This is a genomic window from Endozoicomonas gorgoniicola (genome assembly GCF_025562715.2).
GTDB lineage: Bacteria > Pseudomonadota > Gammaproteobacteria > Pseudomonadales > Endozoicomonadaceae > Endozoicomonas_A > Endozoicomonas_A gorgoniicola.
The window spans coordinates 3,897,210-3,915,083 of record NZ_JAPFCC010000001.1; the positions used below are offsets into that span (position 1 = coordinate 3,897,210).

Annotated in this window: 13 protein-coding genes; 8 read left to right on the forward strand and 5 right to left on the reverse strand. The window is 48.1% G+C overall.

From position 1 onward, the window contains the following. Positions 1 to 19: 19 nt before the first annotated feature. Positions 20 to 2,653, reverse strand: coding sequence for a hypothetical protein (locus NX722_RS17735; RefSeq protein WP_262564183.1), 2,634 nt, complete (start codon positions 2,651 to 2,653; stop codon positions 20 to 22). A gap of 339 nt (positions 2,654 to 2,992) precedes the next feature. Between NX722_RS17735 and NX722_RS17740 the strand changes: the two genes are divergently transcribed. The 4 genes from NX722_RS17740 to fadA all read left to right on the forward strand — a co-directional run bounded on the left by NX722_RS17740 (position 2,993) and on the right by fadA (position 9,514). Next, on the forward strand, positions 2,993 to 4,690 hold the full coding sequence (locus NX722_RS17740) for an acyl-CoA dehydrogenase family protein (RefSeq protein WP_262564184.1): 1,698 nt from the start codon (positions 2,993 to 2,995) through the stop codon (positions 4,688 to 4,690). Positions 4,691 to 4,773: 83 nt separating this feature from the next. Further along, positions 4,774 to 6,093, forward strand: a complete 1,320-nt coding sequence (locus NX722_RS17745) for an acetyl-CoA hydrolase/transferase family protein (protein WP_262564186.1) — start codon at positions 4,774 to 4,776, stop codon at positions 6,091 to 6,093. Positions 6,094 to 6,175: 82 nt separating this feature from the next. After that, a complete protein-coding gene (gene fadB, locus NX722_RS17750; RefSeq protein ID WP_262564187.1) occupies positions 6,176 to 8,326 on the forward strand; it encodes a fatty acid oxidation complex subunit alpha FadB in 2,151 nt (716 codons plus the stop codon). A gap of 27 nt (positions 8,327 to 8,353) precedes the next feature. Then, the gene (gene fadA / locus NX722_RS17755) at positions 8,354 to 9,514 is read left to right on the forward strand and encodes an acetyl-CoA C-acyltransferase FadA (RefSeq protein WP_262564188.1); all 1,161 of its coding nucleotides are present in this window, start codon (positions 8,354 to 8,356) and stop codon (positions 9,512 to 9,514) included. Positions 9,515 to 9,650: 136 nt separating this feature from the next. Here fadA and NX722_RS17760 read toward each other — a convergent pair whose 3' ends face one another. Beyond that, positions 9,651 to 10,205, reverse strand: a complete 555-nt coding sequence (locus NX722_RS17760) for a hypothetical protein (protein WP_262564189.1) — start codon at positions 10,203 to 10,205, stop codon at positions 9,651 to 9,653. 284 nt (positions 10,206 to 10,489) lie between these two features. On the opposite strand from NX722_RS17760, the gene hrpB reads away from it, so the two are divergent. Together hrpB and NX722_RS17770 are read left to right on the forward strand one after the other, a co-directional pair. Continuing rightward, a complete protein-coding gene (gene hrpB / locus NX722_RS17765) occupies positions 10,490 to 13,048 on the forward strand; it encodes an ATP-dependent helicase HrpB (RefSeq protein WP_262564190.1) in 2,559 nt (852 codons plus the stop codon). A gap of 239 nt (positions 13,049 to 13,287) precedes the next feature. After that, the gene (locus NX722_RS17770) at positions 13,288 to 13,935 is read left to right on the forward strand and encodes an HNH endonuclease (RefSeq protein WP_262564191.1); all 648 of its coding nucleotides are present in this window, start codon (positions 13,288 to 13,290) and stop codon (positions 13,933 to 13,935) included. Here NX722_RS17770 and NX722_RS17775 read toward each other — a convergent pair. The 3 genes from NX722_RS17775 to NX722_RS17785 all read right to left on the reverse strand — a co-directional run bounded on the left by NX722_RS17775 (position 13,925) and on the right by NX722_RS17785 (position 16,910). Next, complete coding sequence (locus tag NX722_RS17775) at positions 13,925 to 14,449, reverse strand: PcfJ domain-containing protein (RefSeq protein ID WP_262564192.1); 525 nt, start codon at positions 14,447 to 14,449, stop codon at positions 13,925 to 13,927. The two genes, NX722_RS17770 and NX722_RS17775, sit on opposite strands and share 11 nt — an antisense overlap. A gap of 126 nt (positions 14,450 to 14,575) precedes the next feature. Further along, entirely contained in the window at positions 14,576 to 15,826 is a 1,251-nt protein-coding gene (locus tag NX722_RS17780) for a hypothetical protein (protein ID WP_262564193.1), read from the reverse strand. Continuing rightward, positions 15,765 to 16,910 carry a nucleoid-associated protein gene (locus tag NX722_RS17785; protein ID WP_262564194.1) on the reverse strand — a complete coding sequence of 382 codons (1,146 nt, stop codon included), beginning with the start codon at positions 16,908 to 16,910 and terminating at the stop codon, positions 15,765 to 15,767. Before NX722_RS17785 ends, NX722_RS17780 begins: the two co-directional genes overlap by 62 nt. A gap of 120 nt (positions 16,911 to 17,030) precedes the next feature. Here NX722_RS17785 and NX722_RS17790 point away from each other — a divergent pair, with 120 nt between their 5' ends. Beyond that, complete coding sequence (locus NX722_RS17790; protein ID WP_262564195.1) at positions 17,031 to 17,303, forward strand: phage protease; 273 nt, start codon at positions 17,031 to 17,033, stop codon at positions 17,301 to 17,303. Positions 17,304 to 17,438: 135 nt separating this feature from the next. After that, entirely contained in the window at positions 17,439 to 17,864 is a 426-nt protein-coding gene (locus NX722_RS17795; protein ID WP_262564196.1) for a gp436 family protein, read from the forward strand. Positions 17,865 to 17,874: the final 10 nt, after the last annotated feature.

Below are 17,874 nucleotides of genomic sequence, written 5' to 3' on the forward strand. Positions count from 1 at the left end.
CCTGTTCCGGAAAGTAATTTTATTGGCTTTGCTCAGGACTGGGTTTCAGTTCCCTCCACTTACGGGCAGTCTCGATCTTATTACTATTGATGGCTGCATCAACTCCTTTATTGATAATTTCCTGGCTGATTTTAGCTCCACGCTCCACCCATTGTTTGGCATAATCAAAATCACCTTTTTCGGCTGCCACTTTAAGCCCTTTATTCATAATTTCCTGGCTGAGTTTAGCTCCAAGCTCCACCCATTCCATGGCAGAATAAAACAAACCTTTTCCGGCTGACACTTCAAGCCCTTTAGTCAGCTGATCAGCGTCAGTGGAAGCTCCAAGGTCTATCCATTTTTTAGCAGTGGAGTCGTCCCCTTCCGAAATAGCGTGTTGAAGCCCCGTATCAACGATACCCGGAGAGAGTAAAGCACCATCTACCAGATTTTCGATATAAGCAGAGTAGGAGTATGTGCTGCTCTGCATGAGCTCTACGGTGATCAATGAGGTAATGGTATTGCCACCCAAGTTAATCATTGCGTTAATAGCTCCGTGATTATCAGTTGAAAATGCGTGATTCAACCCAGCCGTCAAAACGTTAAGCTGAGCTCGCTTAATTAACTTTTTTAGCAAGAGATATTCACGAAAAGTACGAAAATTTTCAAGTAGTAGGTTCATAGCAGGCTCATAATCTGTTTTTGTAAGCTCCATCAAATTTACAACTCTCTCTACATCATCATCAGCCACAGCTTTTGCCAGCTCGTTATTAACATATGTTTGATTAGCTTCAGCTCCTATTTCTTGAAAAAAATTAGCGATCCAGTATTTTCTTTCCTTTAGAGCATTCGTAAATTCGTCATTAAAATAAGTCTTTGAGATTTCTTTTGATAACCATTTAATCCAAGTATGTAAGTTCATATATGAATCATTTTTTTTCGTATCTTGAACTTCCTCCTTTAGTCCTGCCAAGATCAGCTGATTCCATTTTTCAGACTCAATATCTATAAAATGTGATTTGATCCACAGGTCTACCCAAGGCTTAATGGTTTCAACTCTGTCTCTCTCTTTTACGGGTTTTACGGGTTCATAACCCATTATTTGAAAAAACATACTTGTTAGAGTGGACCAAATACTCATCTCAGGTTCAGGTTCAGGTTCAGGTTCAGGTTCATAATCGATAAATTCCGATAGCTTTTCTATTATGAAAGAAAACTCCAGCGTAGCCCCTTGTTTTATCAGTTTCTTTGCTTCTAAGAGCGCATCTGAGTCACCAAATATAGTGGCTTCTTTCAGTGCTTCATTCAGTTCTTTATTATCTTTCTCCTGAACCGGGCTTTCGGCAGCTTCCTGTTGTTCAAGACAGTCCTGGCAGTAAGATTTAGACGCCACTACCGGCTTTCCACAATTCATGCATTTAATATTCTGTGATGGGGGATGATCACCGTCGCCATCATCAGCCTTTCCACCTCTGCCATGATGGTCATTTATGCTTTTGTCTGATGGTGCAGCATGTTGGCTCGATGTTTGCCGTTGGGTCTTTTGCGCCTCGCCACTTTGCCCACTGCTTTCCCCCTGTTCCCCTCCTGGCTGGCGGACGGGGGCAGGTGCCTTTCCCGGAATTAATGCGAGCAGACTTAAACGATCAAGGATTAACGTAGGGTTGGTTCCATAAAGCTTGTTCAAATCAGGATTCTGTTTTACCCATTGCCAATAGGCCGCTGTCGGATCAACGGGGTTTTGTGATAGTGCCCTGAGTACTCCCGGATCCTGATGATGATTGCGTTTTACCATTACCCTCCATAACTCTACAGGTATTGCTATATTGGTGCTTCTCCAGCCATCGTGCCAGACAACAAGGTAAATGGCCGGTCGCCTTTGTTGCTTTTTATAAGGCTGAAGCCCGGTCAGGGTCAGGATAATAGAAAGCTTTTCCAGTGACCATTCATAGAGCGTTCGCTCTAAGCCGCCCCCGGGGCGTTTCCAGAAATCGTCTTTATCATCCGGGCCATCGTCAAAAGCTCCGCCGGATGCGTATACGTCACCTTTTCCACTATTCTGTTTTGGTTTTTCATAAGGCATTAAATAGTTTTTTGAGGAATTAACGGGGAGGTCATCCGCAGTGGTGATGACAACCTGAGTGGGTACAGGCTCTTCATCCTCAGTCGCTTTGGCATTATTGGTGAAAGATGCGCAGTCGGAACTAAAGTGCCACTTTCCCGGGTCATAATGGATAACATCACGGCCGGAAACTGACTGGATTTTTAAAAGTACTGATACATTGTGACCTTGAGAAGGTTCGTTATATAAACTGCCATTATTGGATGAAGTAAAATGGGGCGGGTCAAATGATTTACTCCGGTCGAAAGGGACTTCTTTTCGAGACTTGAAACAAAGTCGTATATAAGTGCTGTCGGGAAGAACCTGATTATCAAGAGACTTTTTTCCAGTGGTGAGCCACTCAACCAGAATACTTCCCGGATTTATTAAGTAGCTGTCGTCTTCTTGATTACTGGAGGTTCCTACCGTTTTTATTGAGGGTTCTCCCCGTGTATATTGAATTTGTATAAAGGCATGGGCGACAGGGCTGCAAAGAAAACCGGTGAAAAGGAGACAAAAATATCCAGTCAGCCAATAGAACATAAACTGACTGAAACTTTTATGTTGCTTCATGACAGGTCACTCTGATTTTGCAGAGCTTAAATTCTAGTCAGTAATTCATGAGAAGCAAAAACATGACCAACCTTGACCCATTCCGCCAACCGTTTGGCTTTATCTGCCAACCCTCCATGGCGTGACACAAATCAACATTTCTGCACACTCTCCATGTGTAATATGTCTGCCAGTTGCCCTCCTGGCAGGTCATTTATACGACCTATCTGTTAGTTGTCGTTTATTGTTTGCCAGGCAAAATAAGTTCTCAGACCAATAGTAATAACGATTGAGTCAAAAGCATGGAGCTGATTTCCATTCGGTTTTGACTATGGCTGTTTTGACCATGAGAGGTGCTTGATGATCCTGTTTAACCCCAAGAAACACAATATTGAGTATAAAGACCCGAAAACCCGTGAGTTGATGCAGAAGGTCATCGATTTTATGGAAGAAAAAGGTCTGAAAAGCATCAAGAAAGACTGGCACGATAAAACCTGGAATTATGAATTTGTTGAATTCATGAAAGAAAATCAGGTGCTGGCTACCCTGATGACGCCATCAGGCTACGGTGCTGACGATTCAAGATGGGACACTTACCGTAACACCCAGTTCGCTGAAATTAGCGCCTTCTACGGCATTACTTACTGGTATACCTTCCAGGTGTCCATGCTCGGCCTGGGTCCGGTGTGGCTGGGCAGCAACGAACAGATTAAGCACAAGACCGCCGAACTGCTGCAAAACGGTGATGTTTTTGCCTTTGGTCTGTCCGAGAAAGAACACGGCGCAGATATCTACTCCTCAGATATGATGCTTAAGCCTGCGGGAGAAGGCCAGTACCTGGCCGACGGTGACAAGTATTACATTGGTAACGGCAACGAAGCGGCACTGGTTTCCACGTTTGGCAAAATGTCCGACACCGGCGATTACGTTTTCTTCGGTGTGGACTCCAAACACCCTAAATACGAGTGCGTGAAAAACACCGTCAACGAACAGAACTATGTGGCTGAATACGTTCTGAACGACTACCCAATCACCGACGCCGACATTATGGAAAAAGGTCCCAAAGCCTGGGACAACATGCTGAACACCATTAATGTCTGCAAGTTCAACCTTGGTTTTGGCGCTATCGGCCTGTGCGAGCACGCTTTCTTCGAAGCCATTGACCACGCTGCCACCCGTAACGTCTACAGTCAGTACGTCACCGACTTCCCCCATGTTAAACGACTGTTTACTGATGCCTATGCCCGTCTTTGTGCCATGAAACTGTTCGCCCAGCGAGCCACCGACTACATGCGCTGCGCTTCCGAAAATGACCGCCGTTACCTGTTGTTCAACCCAATGGTAAAAATGAAGGTCACTTCCCAGGGTGAAGATGTGATCAACCATTTGTGGGATGTGATTGCCGCTAAAGGTTTTGAGAAAGAGCCCTTCTTTGAAATCGCTGCCCACGAAATTCGTATGCTGCCAAAACTGGAAGGCACTGTGCATGTGAATATGGCTCTGGTCATCAAGTTTATGAAGAACTACTTCTTCAATCCCGGCGAATTCCCTGAAGTGCCGGTTAGGGATGACAGCGCTAACGATGACTTCCTGTTCAACCAGGGACCCACCAAAGGGCTGAGCAAGATTCAGTTCCACGACTACAACATCGCTTACAACAGCGTCAATCTGCCTAATGTTGAAGTCTTTAAAGAGCAGATCAATGCCTTTAAAACCTTCCTGATCAAGGCGACACCGGATGAGCACCAGTCCAGGGACATTGAATACCTGCTGGCTCTGGGCGAATGCTTCACCCTGGTGGCTTACGGCCAGCTGATTCTGGAAAGCAAGAAGCTCCGTGGCATTGATGATGAGGTAATTGAAGAAATCTTTGACGTACTGGTCAGGGACTTCTCTAAATACGCCGTGGATATCATGACCAAGCCCAGCAGCTCTGATACCCAGAAAGAACACGCCAAAGCGATGATCAAAACGCCTATCCCCAATGCTGAGCGTTTCGAAAAAGTCTGGCAGGAGCAGATTTATAGCCTGAAAGGGCAGTACAAAATGGAAGACTAAATAGCTTCCCGCCATCCCCACGCTGGTGGGGATGGCGGTAGTGCTCTGCCCGATAAATACAAATAACGCTATTGGAAAAAATAATGACCATGACCCCATTCGATACTGCTAAGTGGCAAACGAACTTCGATAAAAAATGGCGCACCCTGGACGACGCCGCCAATGTTATTCAGTCCGGCGACCGGGTCTGGATTGGCGGTGCGAACTGCGTGGCTACTCCGGTGCTTCAGAAGCTCTGCCTGCGTAAAGAAGAACTGAAGGATGTGGAGCTGTTTGGCGGCCTGTTGATGTTCCCCTTTGATTTCCTGAAGCCGGACTTCAAAGGTCATATCCATTACACCGCTATCTTTGCCGGACCTCTGGAAAGAAAACTGTCAGGTCCCGGCAGTAATATCAGTATCAATTCACTGAACTTCTCCCAGTTCAATAATTTCCTGACCGATACCATGAAGCCCAATGTGCTGCTGCTTGAGGTATCCCGCCCTAATGAACAGGGCCTGATGAGCCTTGGACAGACCGGGGCGCTGATGGACAGCATAGCGGTTGAAATGGCTGATACCATTATTGCGGTGGTGAATGAGGAAATTCCCTTCCTGCCCGGCAGTGAACGCTGCTTCCTGCATGTGGATCAGGCGACCATGATCGTCGAGTGCAACCATGAGCTGCCTTATGCACCACAGGCCACCCCTTCGGAACTGGAAGATCGCATTGCCAGCCATATTCTGCCGCATATTAATGATGGCGATGTGATTCAGGTGGGCTTTGGCGGTATCTCTGACGCTGTCGCCTATAAGCTGGACAGCAAGAAAAACCTGAAAATCCACTCTGAAATCATGGCCGACTCAATGCTCTACCTGGTAGAGCAGGGTTCCATTGATCCGGAATCCACCATTACCTACTCCCTGGCTGTCGGTAGCCGCAAGGTGCTGGACTTCCTGAATGGCAATGAAAAAACCAGAGTCATGCCATTGGTTGAGGTGGTTGATCCCGCCACTGTGGGGGCCTACGACAACTTTGTATCGATTAACGGTGCGCTGATGGCAGACCTCACCGGGCAGATCGCCTCGGAAGGTGTGGGTCTGAAACAGATCTCCTGCACCGGTGGTCAACTGGATTTTGTTCGGGGAGCCGGACTGTCTGAAGGTGGTCGCTCCTTCCTGGCGCTGTCTTCCTCCTTCGAAGGCAAAAATGGGCTGGAATCACGGATCAGACTGACCCTGCCAGAGGGAACGCCTGTCACCACGCCTCGCAGTGACGTTATGTACATCGTCACCGAATATGGCGTTGCCGACATCCGCAACAAGCCGATCAAAGATCGGGTTAAGGCCATGATTGCCATTGCTCACCCGGACTTCCGCGAAGAACTTACCACCCGGGCCAGAGATGCCGGGCTGATGGATTGATTCCTGTTGTAACCATTTAATGCTCTGCCAGCTGACCGCCCGGTGAGCTGGCTTCTATCAAACATTACGAGGTCGTTGACGTATGTTGTTTAAAGGTCAGTACTTCAACATTTTAACTATCGAGCCCGGTATTGCCGAGCTGGTGTTCGATACTGCCGGGAAGCCTAATATTCTGTCCCAGCAGTCTGTTCAGGAACTGGGTGAAGCCGTTAGCGTGCTGAAACAGCACCAGGATTTGAAGGGGCTTTTGATCCGTTCCGGGAAAAAAGATTTTTGTCTCGGCGCAGACATTACTGAATTTACCCAGTTGTTCCGCAATGGCGATGAAGCTGAATTAAAAGACAAACTGCAATTTGCTCATTCAGTAATGAATGCCATAGAAGATCTGCCTGTACCGGTGGTTGCTGCGGTCGCCGGCAATGCTCTGGGTGGTGGTTGCGAGCTGGCGTTGGCAGCGGATTTCCGGATTGTCGCCACATCTGCCAGCCTGGGCTTGCCAGAAGTCAGGCTGGGCATTATTCCCGGCTGGGGCGGAACCGTGCGTCTGCCAAGAATTGTGGGCGTGGAAAAAGCCATTGAGCTGATCACCGGCAGCAAGACTGTTAAAGCGACAGATGCCTTGCATTTTGGCATGGTGGACGGTGTTGTTGATGACGACAACCTGCAAGCTTCTGCCCTGGCGACCCTGAAGCGAGCCATTGCCGGCGAGCTGGACTGGCAGAAACGAAAAGAAGAATGCCGTTCCCCAATGAACCTGAGTGAACCGGAGCGCACCCTGGCTATTGCCACTGCTTCCGGTCTGGTCAGCAAGGCGGCGGGCAAGTTTTATGTTGCTCCCATGGCGGCTCTGAACAACATCGCCAAAAACATTACTCAGGAACGCGATCAGGCGCTGTCGTTTGAGCGGGAAGCCTTTACTCACTGCGCTCAGACCGAAGTGGCACAGTGTCTGATTGGCATCTATCTGGCGGATACCGCTGTTAAAGCCAGAGGCCGCCAACAGGCCGGAGAACACAAAGGCCCTGAGACCGCTGCCATTATTGGCGCTGGCATTATGGGTGGTGGTATCGCTTATCAGTCCGCCAGCAAAGGCGTGCGGGTGACCATGAAGGACATCAACCAGTCCGCCCTGGATCTGGGAATGTCTGAAGTGTCCGGGCTGCTGCTGAAACGACTCAGCAAAAAACGCATCAAGCCGGAACAGATGGTTGAAGTGCTGAACCGTATTGTCCCAACCCTGCACGAGGGGCCGGTAACGGATGCGGAGGTGATTGTCGAGGCTGTGGTAGAACGGATCGATATTAAACATACGGTTCTGAAACACCTGGAACAGATCACCATGGGCAAGGCGGTACTGACTTCCAATACCTCTACTCTGCCTATCTCCAAACTGGCCAATGCCCTGGAACGCCCCGAAAACTTCTGTGGCATGCACTTCTTTAACCCGGTGCATATGATGCCCATGGTGGAAGTGATCCGTGGTGAAAAAACCAGCGATGAGACCATTGCCAAAGTGGTGGCTTATGCCCGGAAAATTGGCAAAACGCCTATCGTCGTCGGTGACTGCCCCGGATTCTACGTCAACCGTCTGCTAGTGCCTTACTTCCTGGCGTTCAATAGCCTGCTGGTGGAAGGTGTGGAGATGGCCAGCATTGACAAGGCTATGGAAAAAGGCTTTGGCTGGCCTATGGGTCCTGCTTACCTGGCGGATGTGATTGGTATGGACACCTGTGTTCATGTCATGGATACCATGAGCAATGGCTACCCGGATCGTATGGCGTTGCCAGAAGTGGACGCCTTCACCCTGATGAACGACGCTGAACGTTTTGGTCAGAAAAACAGCAAGGGCTTTTACTGCTACGAAAAAGACCGTCGTGGTCGTCTGAAGAAAAAAGCCTGTGAAACGTCTGTCAATATGCTGGTTGATGTCTGCGCCCCTGCCAAAGAGATGACCGCCGACACCATTGTTGAACGGATGATGTTGCCCATGCTGTTCGAGGCGGTTCGGGCGCTGGATGATGGCATTATCGCCTGTGTTGAAGATGGCGATATGGCGATGGTGTACGGCGCTGGTTTCCCACCGTTCCGGGGTGGCCTGTTCCGTTATATGGATAACCTGGGCCTGGCCGAAGTGGTCAGATTGTCTGACCAGTATCGTCATCTGGGCAAGCTGTACGACGCACCGGCGTCGCTGCGGGCTATGGCGGCTAAAGGCCAGAGCTACTACTCATAAATACAGGTGCTAACAAGGATTCTATCAATGAACGATGCAGTAATTGTTGATGCGGTTCGCACCCCTATGGGTCGTTCCAAAAACGGTGTATTTCGCCATGTCCGTGCTGAAGATCTGTCAGTAGCACTGGTCAGGGCATTGCTGGAGCGCAATCCGGCTCTTGACCCGGCAGATATAGAAGATGTAGTCTGGGGCTGTGTGCAGCAGACGAAAGAGCAGGCCATTAACATTGCCAAAATGATCGCACTGCAGGCGAAGCTGCCAGAAAACGTCACTGGTTATACGGTTAACCGGCTGTGCGGTTCCTCCATGCAGGCATTGCACGACGCTGCCCGCTCTATCCAGTGTGGTGATGGTGACGTCTATCTGGTGGGCGGCGTTGAGCATATGGGCCATGTGCCCATGACCCACGGTCTGGATCTGCACCCGAATATGGGCAAGCATACCGCCCAGGCTTCTGCCATGATGGGACTGACTGCCGAAATGCTGGGGGCTCACCACAAGATCAGCCGTGAAGCTCAGGATGCTTTTTCTGTTGAATCCCACCGTCGTGCCCATGAGGCCGCAGTGGAAGGGCGTTACGACAGCGAAATCATTCCCGTTCCCGGTCATGATGAGCAAGGCCAGCCGATTCTTGTGAAGCAGGATGAAGTCGTTCGTCCGGAGCTTTCTATGGATGACCTGGCTAAGCTGCGCCCTGCCTTTAACCCGGCAGGAGGCACCATCACTGCTGGCAGTTCATCAGCCCTGTCCGACGGTGCCAGCGCCCTGCTGGTGATGTCCCGGAAAAAGGCTGAGGCTCTGGGGTTAAAGCCCCGTGCCAGAATTCTCAGCATGGCCAGTGCCGGTGTACCTGCGGCGATGATGGGGATTGGCCCCGTACCAGCCACTGAAAAGGCACTGGCTCGTGCGGATCTGACTCTGGGTGATATCGACAAGTTCGAACTGAACGAAGCCTTTGCCGCCCAATCCCTGTCCTGCGTAAAAGTGCTGGAGCTGGAGGAGCGTACTGCGGATATTAACGTCAATGGTGGTGCGATTGCCCTGGGTCATCCCCTGGGATGTTCTGGTTCAAGGATTGTTGGCAGCCTGATTAATGTGCTGGAACAAACCGATGGTCGTTATGGTCTGGCGACCATGTGCATTGGTATGGGACAGGGCATCGCTACGGTGATTGAGCGTTATTAACAACCTGCTTTTAACGACTCTTTAATCACTTATTCTTTAATCACTTACACTGCCCCGGTTAGACATTTCATTGGTTTAACCGGGGCTTTTTTCATCCCTCTATCCAAATCGCCCGGCGCCCCGGAACCAATAGCCATTACTTACTTGTTATTTCTGCGCAAATAGTTAAATCAAACAATCCATCGTAGTCCTTGCTCCTCTTTATAGAACTCTCAATCACGGCTAATGCCTTATTTTTATTACATAACTTCTTATAGTCATCTGCTAAATCATCAAAAGCCGGGTCAATAAAAAATCTCAGTTCACGCAGTGGCACACCCTCCAGAGTTTGGCAGTGTGAACCATAAGAGATTTTATTAGTCTTAGCAGCGGGAATATTCGTATTTATTGACCAGACACTTTTAGCGTAAACATCTACAAAACTAGATAAATGATTTGCTTTTATCGCTGAAAGTTCCGGGTTGTCTTCTTCTTGATCGCAACTTTCGAAAGTAGAACAAAAATTATCATACTCAAGATCAGGTGCATAATCTTCTGTAAGTATCTTGAAAAACGACCTTCTTGCTTCCTCAACAATTGTGTCAAGTTCTAAAGAGGATACCCCATTATCGGAGGAAAATGACTGAGAAGAGTTAAAGAGAGCTATCAGCATCAAAAAGGTTGCTATTTTTTTAAGTACAGGTTTCATCATGGTTACCTCTAAAAAGTAGATTTGAATAATTTGACCACTACATAATTAATGAGTTCCCGAATTAAAAGAAGCTGGATTCAAGCAATAAGCAGAATCAGCGATGGCTTTGATACACTTGGCGTACGGATACAGGATGTGTTTTAGCTTATGAATTTGGGCGAATAAAAGCCTCAATGTCTGATAATCCCGGGGGGTCGTCATTAAACTTCCACTTTACAAGGCTCTTTTTGAATGAAAACCAGCTAAAATGGCAAGCCTTTGTATCATCAGCACTGACAACTTTAATGGCCGCACTTCCAAACCACCTGCCTGTTTCTCAAATCCTCCCACAGCTTCGTCAGGAATTGAACGACGATAAATGTGTTTTACTTCAGGCTCCACCCGGGGCGGGTAAAACAACGCTTGTACCACTTGACTTACTGCAAGCGGATTTCTTAAACGGCCAGAAAATTCTCTTACTTGAACCACGTCGTCTGGCAGCCCGTTCCGTGGCTCGCCGCATGGCCGGGCTACTGGGAGAAGAAGTGGGTGTGACGGTTGGCTGGCGCATGCAACTGGATACCCGGGTGAGTGCAAAAACTCGTATCGAAGTCGTCACGGAAGGCGTACTGACCCGCATGCTGCAATCTGACCCTTCACTGGAAGGCGTTGGTCTGGTTATTTTCGACGAATTCCATGAGCGAAGTTTACAGGCTGACCTGGGGCTGGCACTGGCTCTGCAATGTCAGGAGGGTTATAGGGAAGAAGATAACCCTCTTAAAATTCTGGTGATGTCCGCCACGCTGGCGACGGAAGAAATAGCAGGTTTCCTGAACTGTCCAGTGATCAAAAGCGAGGGAAAAAGCTACCCTGTCACCTGTTATTACCGGGAGCGTTCTCTTGCCAGAGGAGTCGCCATAAGGGACAAACGGGAGCTGATCAGCCAGTGCGCCTCTACGATTCAGACAGCTCTGAGCAGGCATGATGGCAGTGTGCTGGTATTCCTTCCGGGTGTCGGTGAAATACGACAGGTTGCTCAGGCTTTGGAAAGTGGCTCTCTATCTGACGCTCTGTTTAAAAAGGTCACGATCCATCAGCTGTATGGTGATCTTGATAAACAGGCTCAGGATCGGGCCATCCAACCTGCTCCTGAGGGTCTGCGCAAGATTGTGCTAACCACTGCCATTGCCGAATCAAGCCTGACCATCGAAGGTGTTCACATTGTTGTCGATGCCGGTTTGACACGAACTGCCCGTTTTAACCCACGCACAGGAATGTCCAGCCTGGATACTATACGAGTTTCAAGAGCCAGTGCTGAACAACGGGCAGGCCGTGCCGGACGTCTGGCACCCGGTCATTGCTACCGGTTATGGACTGAGACAGAACAACAGCAATTAATGGCACATTCTGCACCGGAAATAGTTAACGCTGACCTTTCCGCCCTGACTCTGGAACTACTGGCCTGGGGAGTCAGCGACCCGAATGAGCTGGAATGGCTGACACCGGTACCAGCACCCGCTTTTGCCCGGGCAATGGACTTGCTGGAACAGCTTGGTGCAGTCCGTAAAAATGAAGATCAGCCTGGAATTACCCGCCATGGTCAGAGAATGGCAGAGCTTGGCCTGCATCCACGTCTTGCACACATGGTGTTGATGGCTAAAAAGTACGACACTGAATGGCTGGCGGCACAACTCTGCGTTCTATTAAGTGAACGGGACCCGTTAGCCGGAGTCCGGGATGCCGGAAGTGATATCAATCTTCGCCTCTCATTACTGGAAGGACAGGCTATTCCTGGAATGACTGTTTCACGCTCACAAATCAACCATTACAAACAGTTGAGCCGCCAGTGGCAGAAACGTCTTGGTCTTGCTGCACATCGCAAGGATTATCAAACCGACGACATTGCTCTTTTGCTGGCCTGCGCCTATCCGGATCGTGTTGCCCAACGCCGCTCTCAGAATGGACGTTATTTAATGAGCAGTGGTCAGGGCGTCACCTTTCGGGATGCAGAGCCTCTCTCGGCAGAGGACTATCTGGTCATTCCTTCCCTGGGTGGGCACAGCCATCAGCGTGAAGCCTTAATCTATCTGGCCTGCCCTGTAACGACAACGGTTATAGAAAGACTGTTTCATGAGCAGATTGATACGATTGATGACATTCGCTGGGATAAAAAAGAGAAGGCCGTGATCGCCAACCGGGTGGATAAATTCAAAGCCATAACCCTCAGCAGTAAAGCCATCGAAAACTTAAATCCTGACATTAAAACCAAAGGATTAATGTCGGGTATTCGGGAAATGGGGCTTTCCGTTTTACCCTGGGATAAAGCCAGCGAGGGCTTCCGACACCGCATACAATGCCTGTACAGGATAGACGACAGCTGGCCAGATTTCAGCGATCAGGCATTACTTAACACACTGGAAGAATGGCTGGCACCCTTTCTTGCTGGAATGTCGAGACTGGAGCATTTGAAGCAGCTGAATATGACACAATGCCTTCAGGCAGCAACCGACTGGTCACGCTTGCAGGAACTGGACAAACAAGCCCCCGAAAAGCTGGAAGTACCAAGCGGTTCACAAATCCGTATTGATTACAGCAATCCGCAGGAACCGATTCTCGCTGTGAAATTACAGGAACTGTTTGGCTTGTCTAAAACACCTGAGCTGGCGTATGGCAAAGTGCCGCTGACCATTGAGCTGCTTTCACCTGCCCGACGTCCTGTGCAAAAAACACAAGACCTCGAAAGCTTCTGGAACAATACCTACCAGGAGGTAAAAAAAGAATTAAAAGGGCGGTATTCTAAACACTGGTGGCCAGATAGCCCTTGGGTTGCCGTGCCAACCTCCAAGTGCAAGCCTAAGAAATAGTACTCAATCAGAGTACTTCTTTTTGTTATCCAAGAACTACAGCATGAGTAAGAGAAGCCTACGATTCACTGTACGAACCATACAATACAGCCTGCAGAGAAGGCTATACAAGCTTTAATGCCGTCCCTATTAGACAATTTTGGTCGTATAAATAGAAACCTGCACAAAATCATGAGAAAGTGACGCCCTGTAAAGAAATCCCACAGGACTTGCAGAAGAGGATTTCAGGGGGTTAAGTAATGAGAGATCAAGAGTTTGTATCAGTTTTAAACTCATTTGGCGGGAGTTCATTTTCAACTTTCGAGTTTGCAAAAGAATACAGCTCCCAATATCCAGATAGCTGGGGTGAAATCATTGAGAAATATAATGAAGGCGGTAAGGGGTCAGGAACCCATTTCAGTGCGTACAGTCGGATTGCCCACTTCCTGAACAAACGATTCCATAATGAAGAGCTGGAAAAGCTTGACTACCGTAAAGCACCAGAAGGCTGGGGAAGTCCGGTTATTCGATACTGGAGTGAAAGCAAGCAAAAATATGACGACCCTTGGTTTTCTGAAGAAGTAGATGACGCTGATATAGTTACTGAAGGTGCAAAAATGCAAGTTACAGTCAATATCTACGAAAGAAGTCGCGCGGCAAGAACAAGATGCATTGAGAAATGGGGGGTAAAGTGCTGCGTGTGCGAATTTGACTTTGAAGCTGTTTACGGCAGTGCTGGTGCAGGCTTCATTCATGTTCATCACATTACACCTATCTCAGAGATCAGGGAAGAGTATGTGCTTGATCCAGCCAAAGACCTGAGACCGGTCTGCCCAAACTGCCACGCAATGATTCATAGAAAAAAGCCTGCTCTGACACTAAAAGACCTTAAAGCCATTATGCAATAAAAGACGTTTTTTTAGATACAGCCGCAGTTATCCAGGCCAACACCTTGTTTTTGGCCTCTTCCGTTGGCCTGCCATTACGAACCCCTTCAATCTGGTCATAGTTTGTAATGCACCCCTGCCTCACCCGAACACCAATAGTGAGAGACTCTGGTGACTCCATATGATAAACGAAATAATTGCCACCCTGGACGGTTCGAATATAGCTTCCGACACAATGCTCCATCCTCCTGCCTTCACTTTCTGGGTCTACCAAGCTTCGAATGTCTTGTTCCAGTTGAGGATTTGCTACTTCTGCTTTTGGCTTGCCCTGAGATACGTAATTTCCACAGCAAATAAGTCCTGTCCTTTTTTCATGCATCCCGAGTTCAACGGTATGACGGCCAAAATTGAACTCGGTTTCAGTAAGGCGTGGACTACCAAAACAGAGCTGTTCAGCGACTTCAGCAATAAAGGCTCTGTGTTCAGAGCTTTTTAGCAGCAAGTACAATGAGGTGTTTGCATTCAGGGGTGACATTAACGTTAACGTTGGACATGACGTTCACAATCAATCACAGAGGGAGTAAGCAGGAAAGATACTCCGGTAAAGTTTATTATGCCACTCCCCTAAGACCCCTGTAACGGCGATGTTTTGGTTTAGGAGTCATGAGAATTTATAGAAAAATATCAATGCTGCTGTAATGGCAGGTAGCCAGGCCGAAAATCGAATCAGCTGAATGTATACTCCAATCCTGAACATTTGCTTTGCAAGGCTTTCACGGACTTTTGTGATTTCTTTGTTTAGTGAATCAGCTTGAGTTTGAGTGTGGAAGCTTTTGAGTACCATCCGCACACTGTCACATACCATTGAGAACTGAATTTTCTGGTTACTTGTCAGTAATGATAAAAAGATACTAAGAAGCAAAGCGCCAAATGTCAGAATCGCTGCTGAAAGCAAGTCTTCTTGGTTGATCAATGGTCCAACTGCTGCCAGCGATACAGGGATAGTCAGTACTTTGCCGGATATGTCGTTTAACACGCCTCCTAGTTTCTTAGATAATTCAACCTGTTTGTCTGCAAGCTCCTGAGTGACCCTGCTGAATGAGAAGTCAGATATGTATATTTCAAAGTTCTTCTCATAGCAGTCGATCACTTCTTCCCATGCCTGTACCAGATCACAGATATTTTTATTGCGGCCTGGTCGTCTGCTCAACACTTCAGCAATACTGAATCGAAAGATATTCTTCCGTTCTTCAGCATGAGCTTTGATACTGCCTTCTCTATTCAGGATGTCTTCTAACAGTTCGAGATCCAGAAGAGGGTGGTCAAGAACTTGTGAATTAAATTCTGTAGTCAGGTCAAAAGGTTCGTAGGCATTGTCGTTTTTTCCACGTACAACGAAACCCATCTGGAGATGACCGCTGGGATGATCAGAACCTTGAAAGTGAGCCAGATCCCTCAGCATCTGGATGAGCTTACTGACGTTATTGAGTTTTTGTACTTCTCCAGGTGGGTTTGCCTCACCTGACAGGTAGTCCAGGTCAACAATGTAGGCGTTAGAGGCAGGCTCACCAGATTTCAGGCTGTAGGCGTCATCAGCATATTCTCTGGCACTTGCATAGAAATGCGCTTCGCCTGAAGGTAAGTCAAACTCAAGCTCTATTTTTGTACCGGGTTCAAGGTCAGGCAGCTCGCTATAGCCTTCAATATATTCAATGCCATCGACGGCTATGAACCGGACTTCACCAGAAGTGTTTGCAGGGCCAGGATTGCTTAAGAATGCGCCCAAAAGTTTGCAAAGCTCAGCATCAGCCCTAAGCTCACAGGAAAAACTATTGTTTTTCAGCTCAGGCTTATTCAGTTTCCGGTAAAGCGTGACTGTGCTGTTGAATATCCCTGATGGCTCTTGTGTCATTGCTGCGCGTCTCGAACTCTTTTACAAGCTGTTCTATCTCGGAATGTTGTTCTTTCAAAGTAAAGGTGAGCTTGTTGTTTTTTTCGTCATAATACACTCTCGCCCTTGGGGTTGTCCCGAATAAAGTGCGGTCAAAATTAAGATCAAAGCCGTTTTCTTTTGTTACTTTGACTTTTTTGTATCTTTTAATGATCTCATTATTCACATTAAATTGGGCTGGAACCTGATGATCTTCATCATTCATCATTCCAATGTATTTTTCGAACAGTTCGTCAGCATCTTCAGGTGGAAATAGCTTTGATACCACGTGGCCAATGTTTTCCAGTGTTACAGGGCCATTATTAATGTTCTCATCAAGGTATCGTGCAACACTTTCCCTAGCTTCTAACGCATCTTTTTGAAGGGTTGGCGTTTTTCTGAAAAATTCATGCGTACCCTTTATAACGGCGTCAGTGGCCTTCTTGGCGTTGCTGCCTTTTTTGCAGCCAAGCCCTTCTAAAAAGTAATCTGATGCGTCCTTGCCGGTCTTCTGACTGACAAATTTCAGGTAACCTGCATTGTCTTTTGTATCGGGGGATGATATGTAGTCTGAAAAAAGTGACTGGTTTATTTTGCAAGCCTGATGAAGTTTGCTCAGATCAATCTCCATCTGTTCTGTTGGCTCTAGGTCGTCGTTGATCATAACGCCAGGTCGTTCTTTGATCATGGCAACCATGAGGTAATTTTTATTTTGAGACTTGTAATCTGCAACCAGCAAGTAACCACCTGTTGAGAATGTCTCACTGGCAGCTTTGTCGGTTAGAGATGTCAGCGCACATAAGGCAATGGCCTTGAAGTTATCCTCATGTCTGGAAGAGTGGATATATGTCTGAAAATCTTTGGGGAAAATCTTGGTGGGTGATTCTTCAAATGTGCCGTAAGTAGCAGTGTTTTCACGTTTCCCAAATAGCTTGAAGATGTCATCAACAACCTTTATCACGATAGGAGAGTCCGTAGGTAATAATTTTTTACCCTCCTTGTATGTGGCTCCCCTTGTGTTCCGTTCTTTGATGATTCGGTGAATAATGACTTGATTGATGACCATTTCACAGCCTTCCTTGAATAGAGCATTCATGGTATGTTTTAAGACTGCATCTGGTATTGACCTGAAGCACTAAAACCCTTTAGAACCGATCCCCCGCCATAGCCTTTAACCTCAAAGGCTATGAAACAGAAAATCTACCTCGCACTTAATTCAGAACAGGAACAAGACCGTGTAGCCGTAGATCTTGCGCTGAACTTCCAGCTGACTGAATCAGGTCAGGCTCCCGAGTGGCTGCCGCTGATACCAGCCGGTCAGTTCTCCGGTCAGGACGGGCGCACCTGGCATAACTCCACCCCTGAAGCCGTTCTGGCAAGAACTCGCAATGTCGGTCGTGATGTTCCCTGGGACATCGAACACCAGCCTCTGACTTTTACCACATCCGGGCGAAGTTAAAAACCGGCTTCTACCGCTGTGGCAAGTTCTGGCCCCACGAAGGCAGAAAGATCAAGGCCGAGCTGTTAAGCGATGACCAGATCAGCCAGCTCAAGGCTGAGACAAACCTCATTATTGAATAGGCAGTGAGCGACTATGGCAGCCTACATCACCCAGCAGGATCTGATAGAGCGCACCGGCAGCAAAGACGAGCTGATTATCCTGTCAGACCGGGACGGCACCGGCGAGGTCAATACCGCCGTCGTGGATCGTGCCATTGCCGACGCTACGGACGAGATCAAAATGCACCTGTCCAGCCGTTACCTGATGCCGTTGCCAAAAGTGCCGGAAACCATTAAACGACTGGCGGTCAGCCTGACTGTGTACTGGCTCAGCGAGACTGAGGTTACTATGTCCGACCTGGTGAAAGGGCGCTACCAGAATGCGGTTAAAACCCTTAAGGCGCTGGCTGATGGTTCCATGCGTCTTGGCTTGCCCGAAGCCAGTACGCCGGATGAAAACACGGCGGGCGACGTGCAGCTGGTCAGTGGGGTGAACGGCTCCATACCCGCAAGACCCTGAGCGGCCTCCT

What these genes read in the sequence shown, in the direction of transcription:
- NX722_RS17780 (WP_262564193.1), bottom strand. Translation starts at nt 15,826, where the DNA reads ATGACACAAGAGCCATCAGGGATATTCAACAGCACAGTCACGCTTTAC.
- fadB (WP_262564187.1), top strand. Translation starts at nt 6,176, where the DNA reads ATGTTGTTTAAAGGTCAGTACTTCAACATTTTAACTATCGAGCCCGGT.
- NX722_RS17790 (WP_262564195.1), top strand. Translation starts at nt 17,031, where the DNA reads ATGAAACAGAAAATCTACCTCGCACTTAATTCAGAACAGGAACAAGAC.
- NX722_RS17785 (WP_262564194.1), bottom strand. Translation starts at nt 16,910, where the DNA reads ATGGTCATCAATCAAGTCATTATTCACCGAATCATCAAAGAACGGAAC.
- NX722_RS17735 (WP_262564183.1), bottom strand. Translation starts at nt 2,653, where the DNA reads ATGAAGCAACATAAAAGTTTCAGTCAGTTTATGTTCTATTGGCTGACT.
- hrpB (WP_262564190.1), top strand. Translation starts at nt 10,490, where the DNA reads ATGGCCGCACTTCCAAACCACCTGCCTGTTTCTCAAATCCTCCCACAG.
- NX722_RS17760 (WP_262564189.1), bottom strand. Translation starts at nt 10,205, where the DNA reads ATGATGAAACCTGTACTTAAAAAAATAGCAACCTTTTTGATGCTGATA.
- NX722_RS17775 (WP_262564192.1), bottom strand. Translation starts at nt 14,449, where the DNA reads ATGTCACCCCTGAATGCAAACACCTCATTGTACTTGCTGCTAAAAAGC.
- NX722_RS17740 (WP_262564184.1), top strand. Translation starts at nt 2,993, where the DNA reads ATGATCCTGTTTAACCCCAAGAAACACAATATTGAGTATAAAGACCCG.
- NX722_RS17770 (WP_262564191.1), top strand. Translation starts at nt 13,288, where the DNA reads ATGAGAGATCAAGAGTTTGTATCAGTTTTAAACTCATTTGGCGGGAGT.
- NX722_RS17745 (WP_262564186.1), top strand. Translation starts at nt 4,774, where the DNA reads ATGACCATGACCCCATTCGATACTGCTAAGTGGCAAACGAACTTCGAT.
- fadA (WP_262564188.1), top strand. Translation starts at nt 8,354, where the DNA reads ATGAACGATGCAGTAATTGTTGATGCGGTTCGCACCCCTATGGGTCGT.
- NX722_RS17795 (WP_262564196.1), top strand. Translation starts at nt 17,439, where the DNA reads ATGGCAGCCTACATCACCCAGCAGGATCTGATAGAGCGCACCGGCAGC.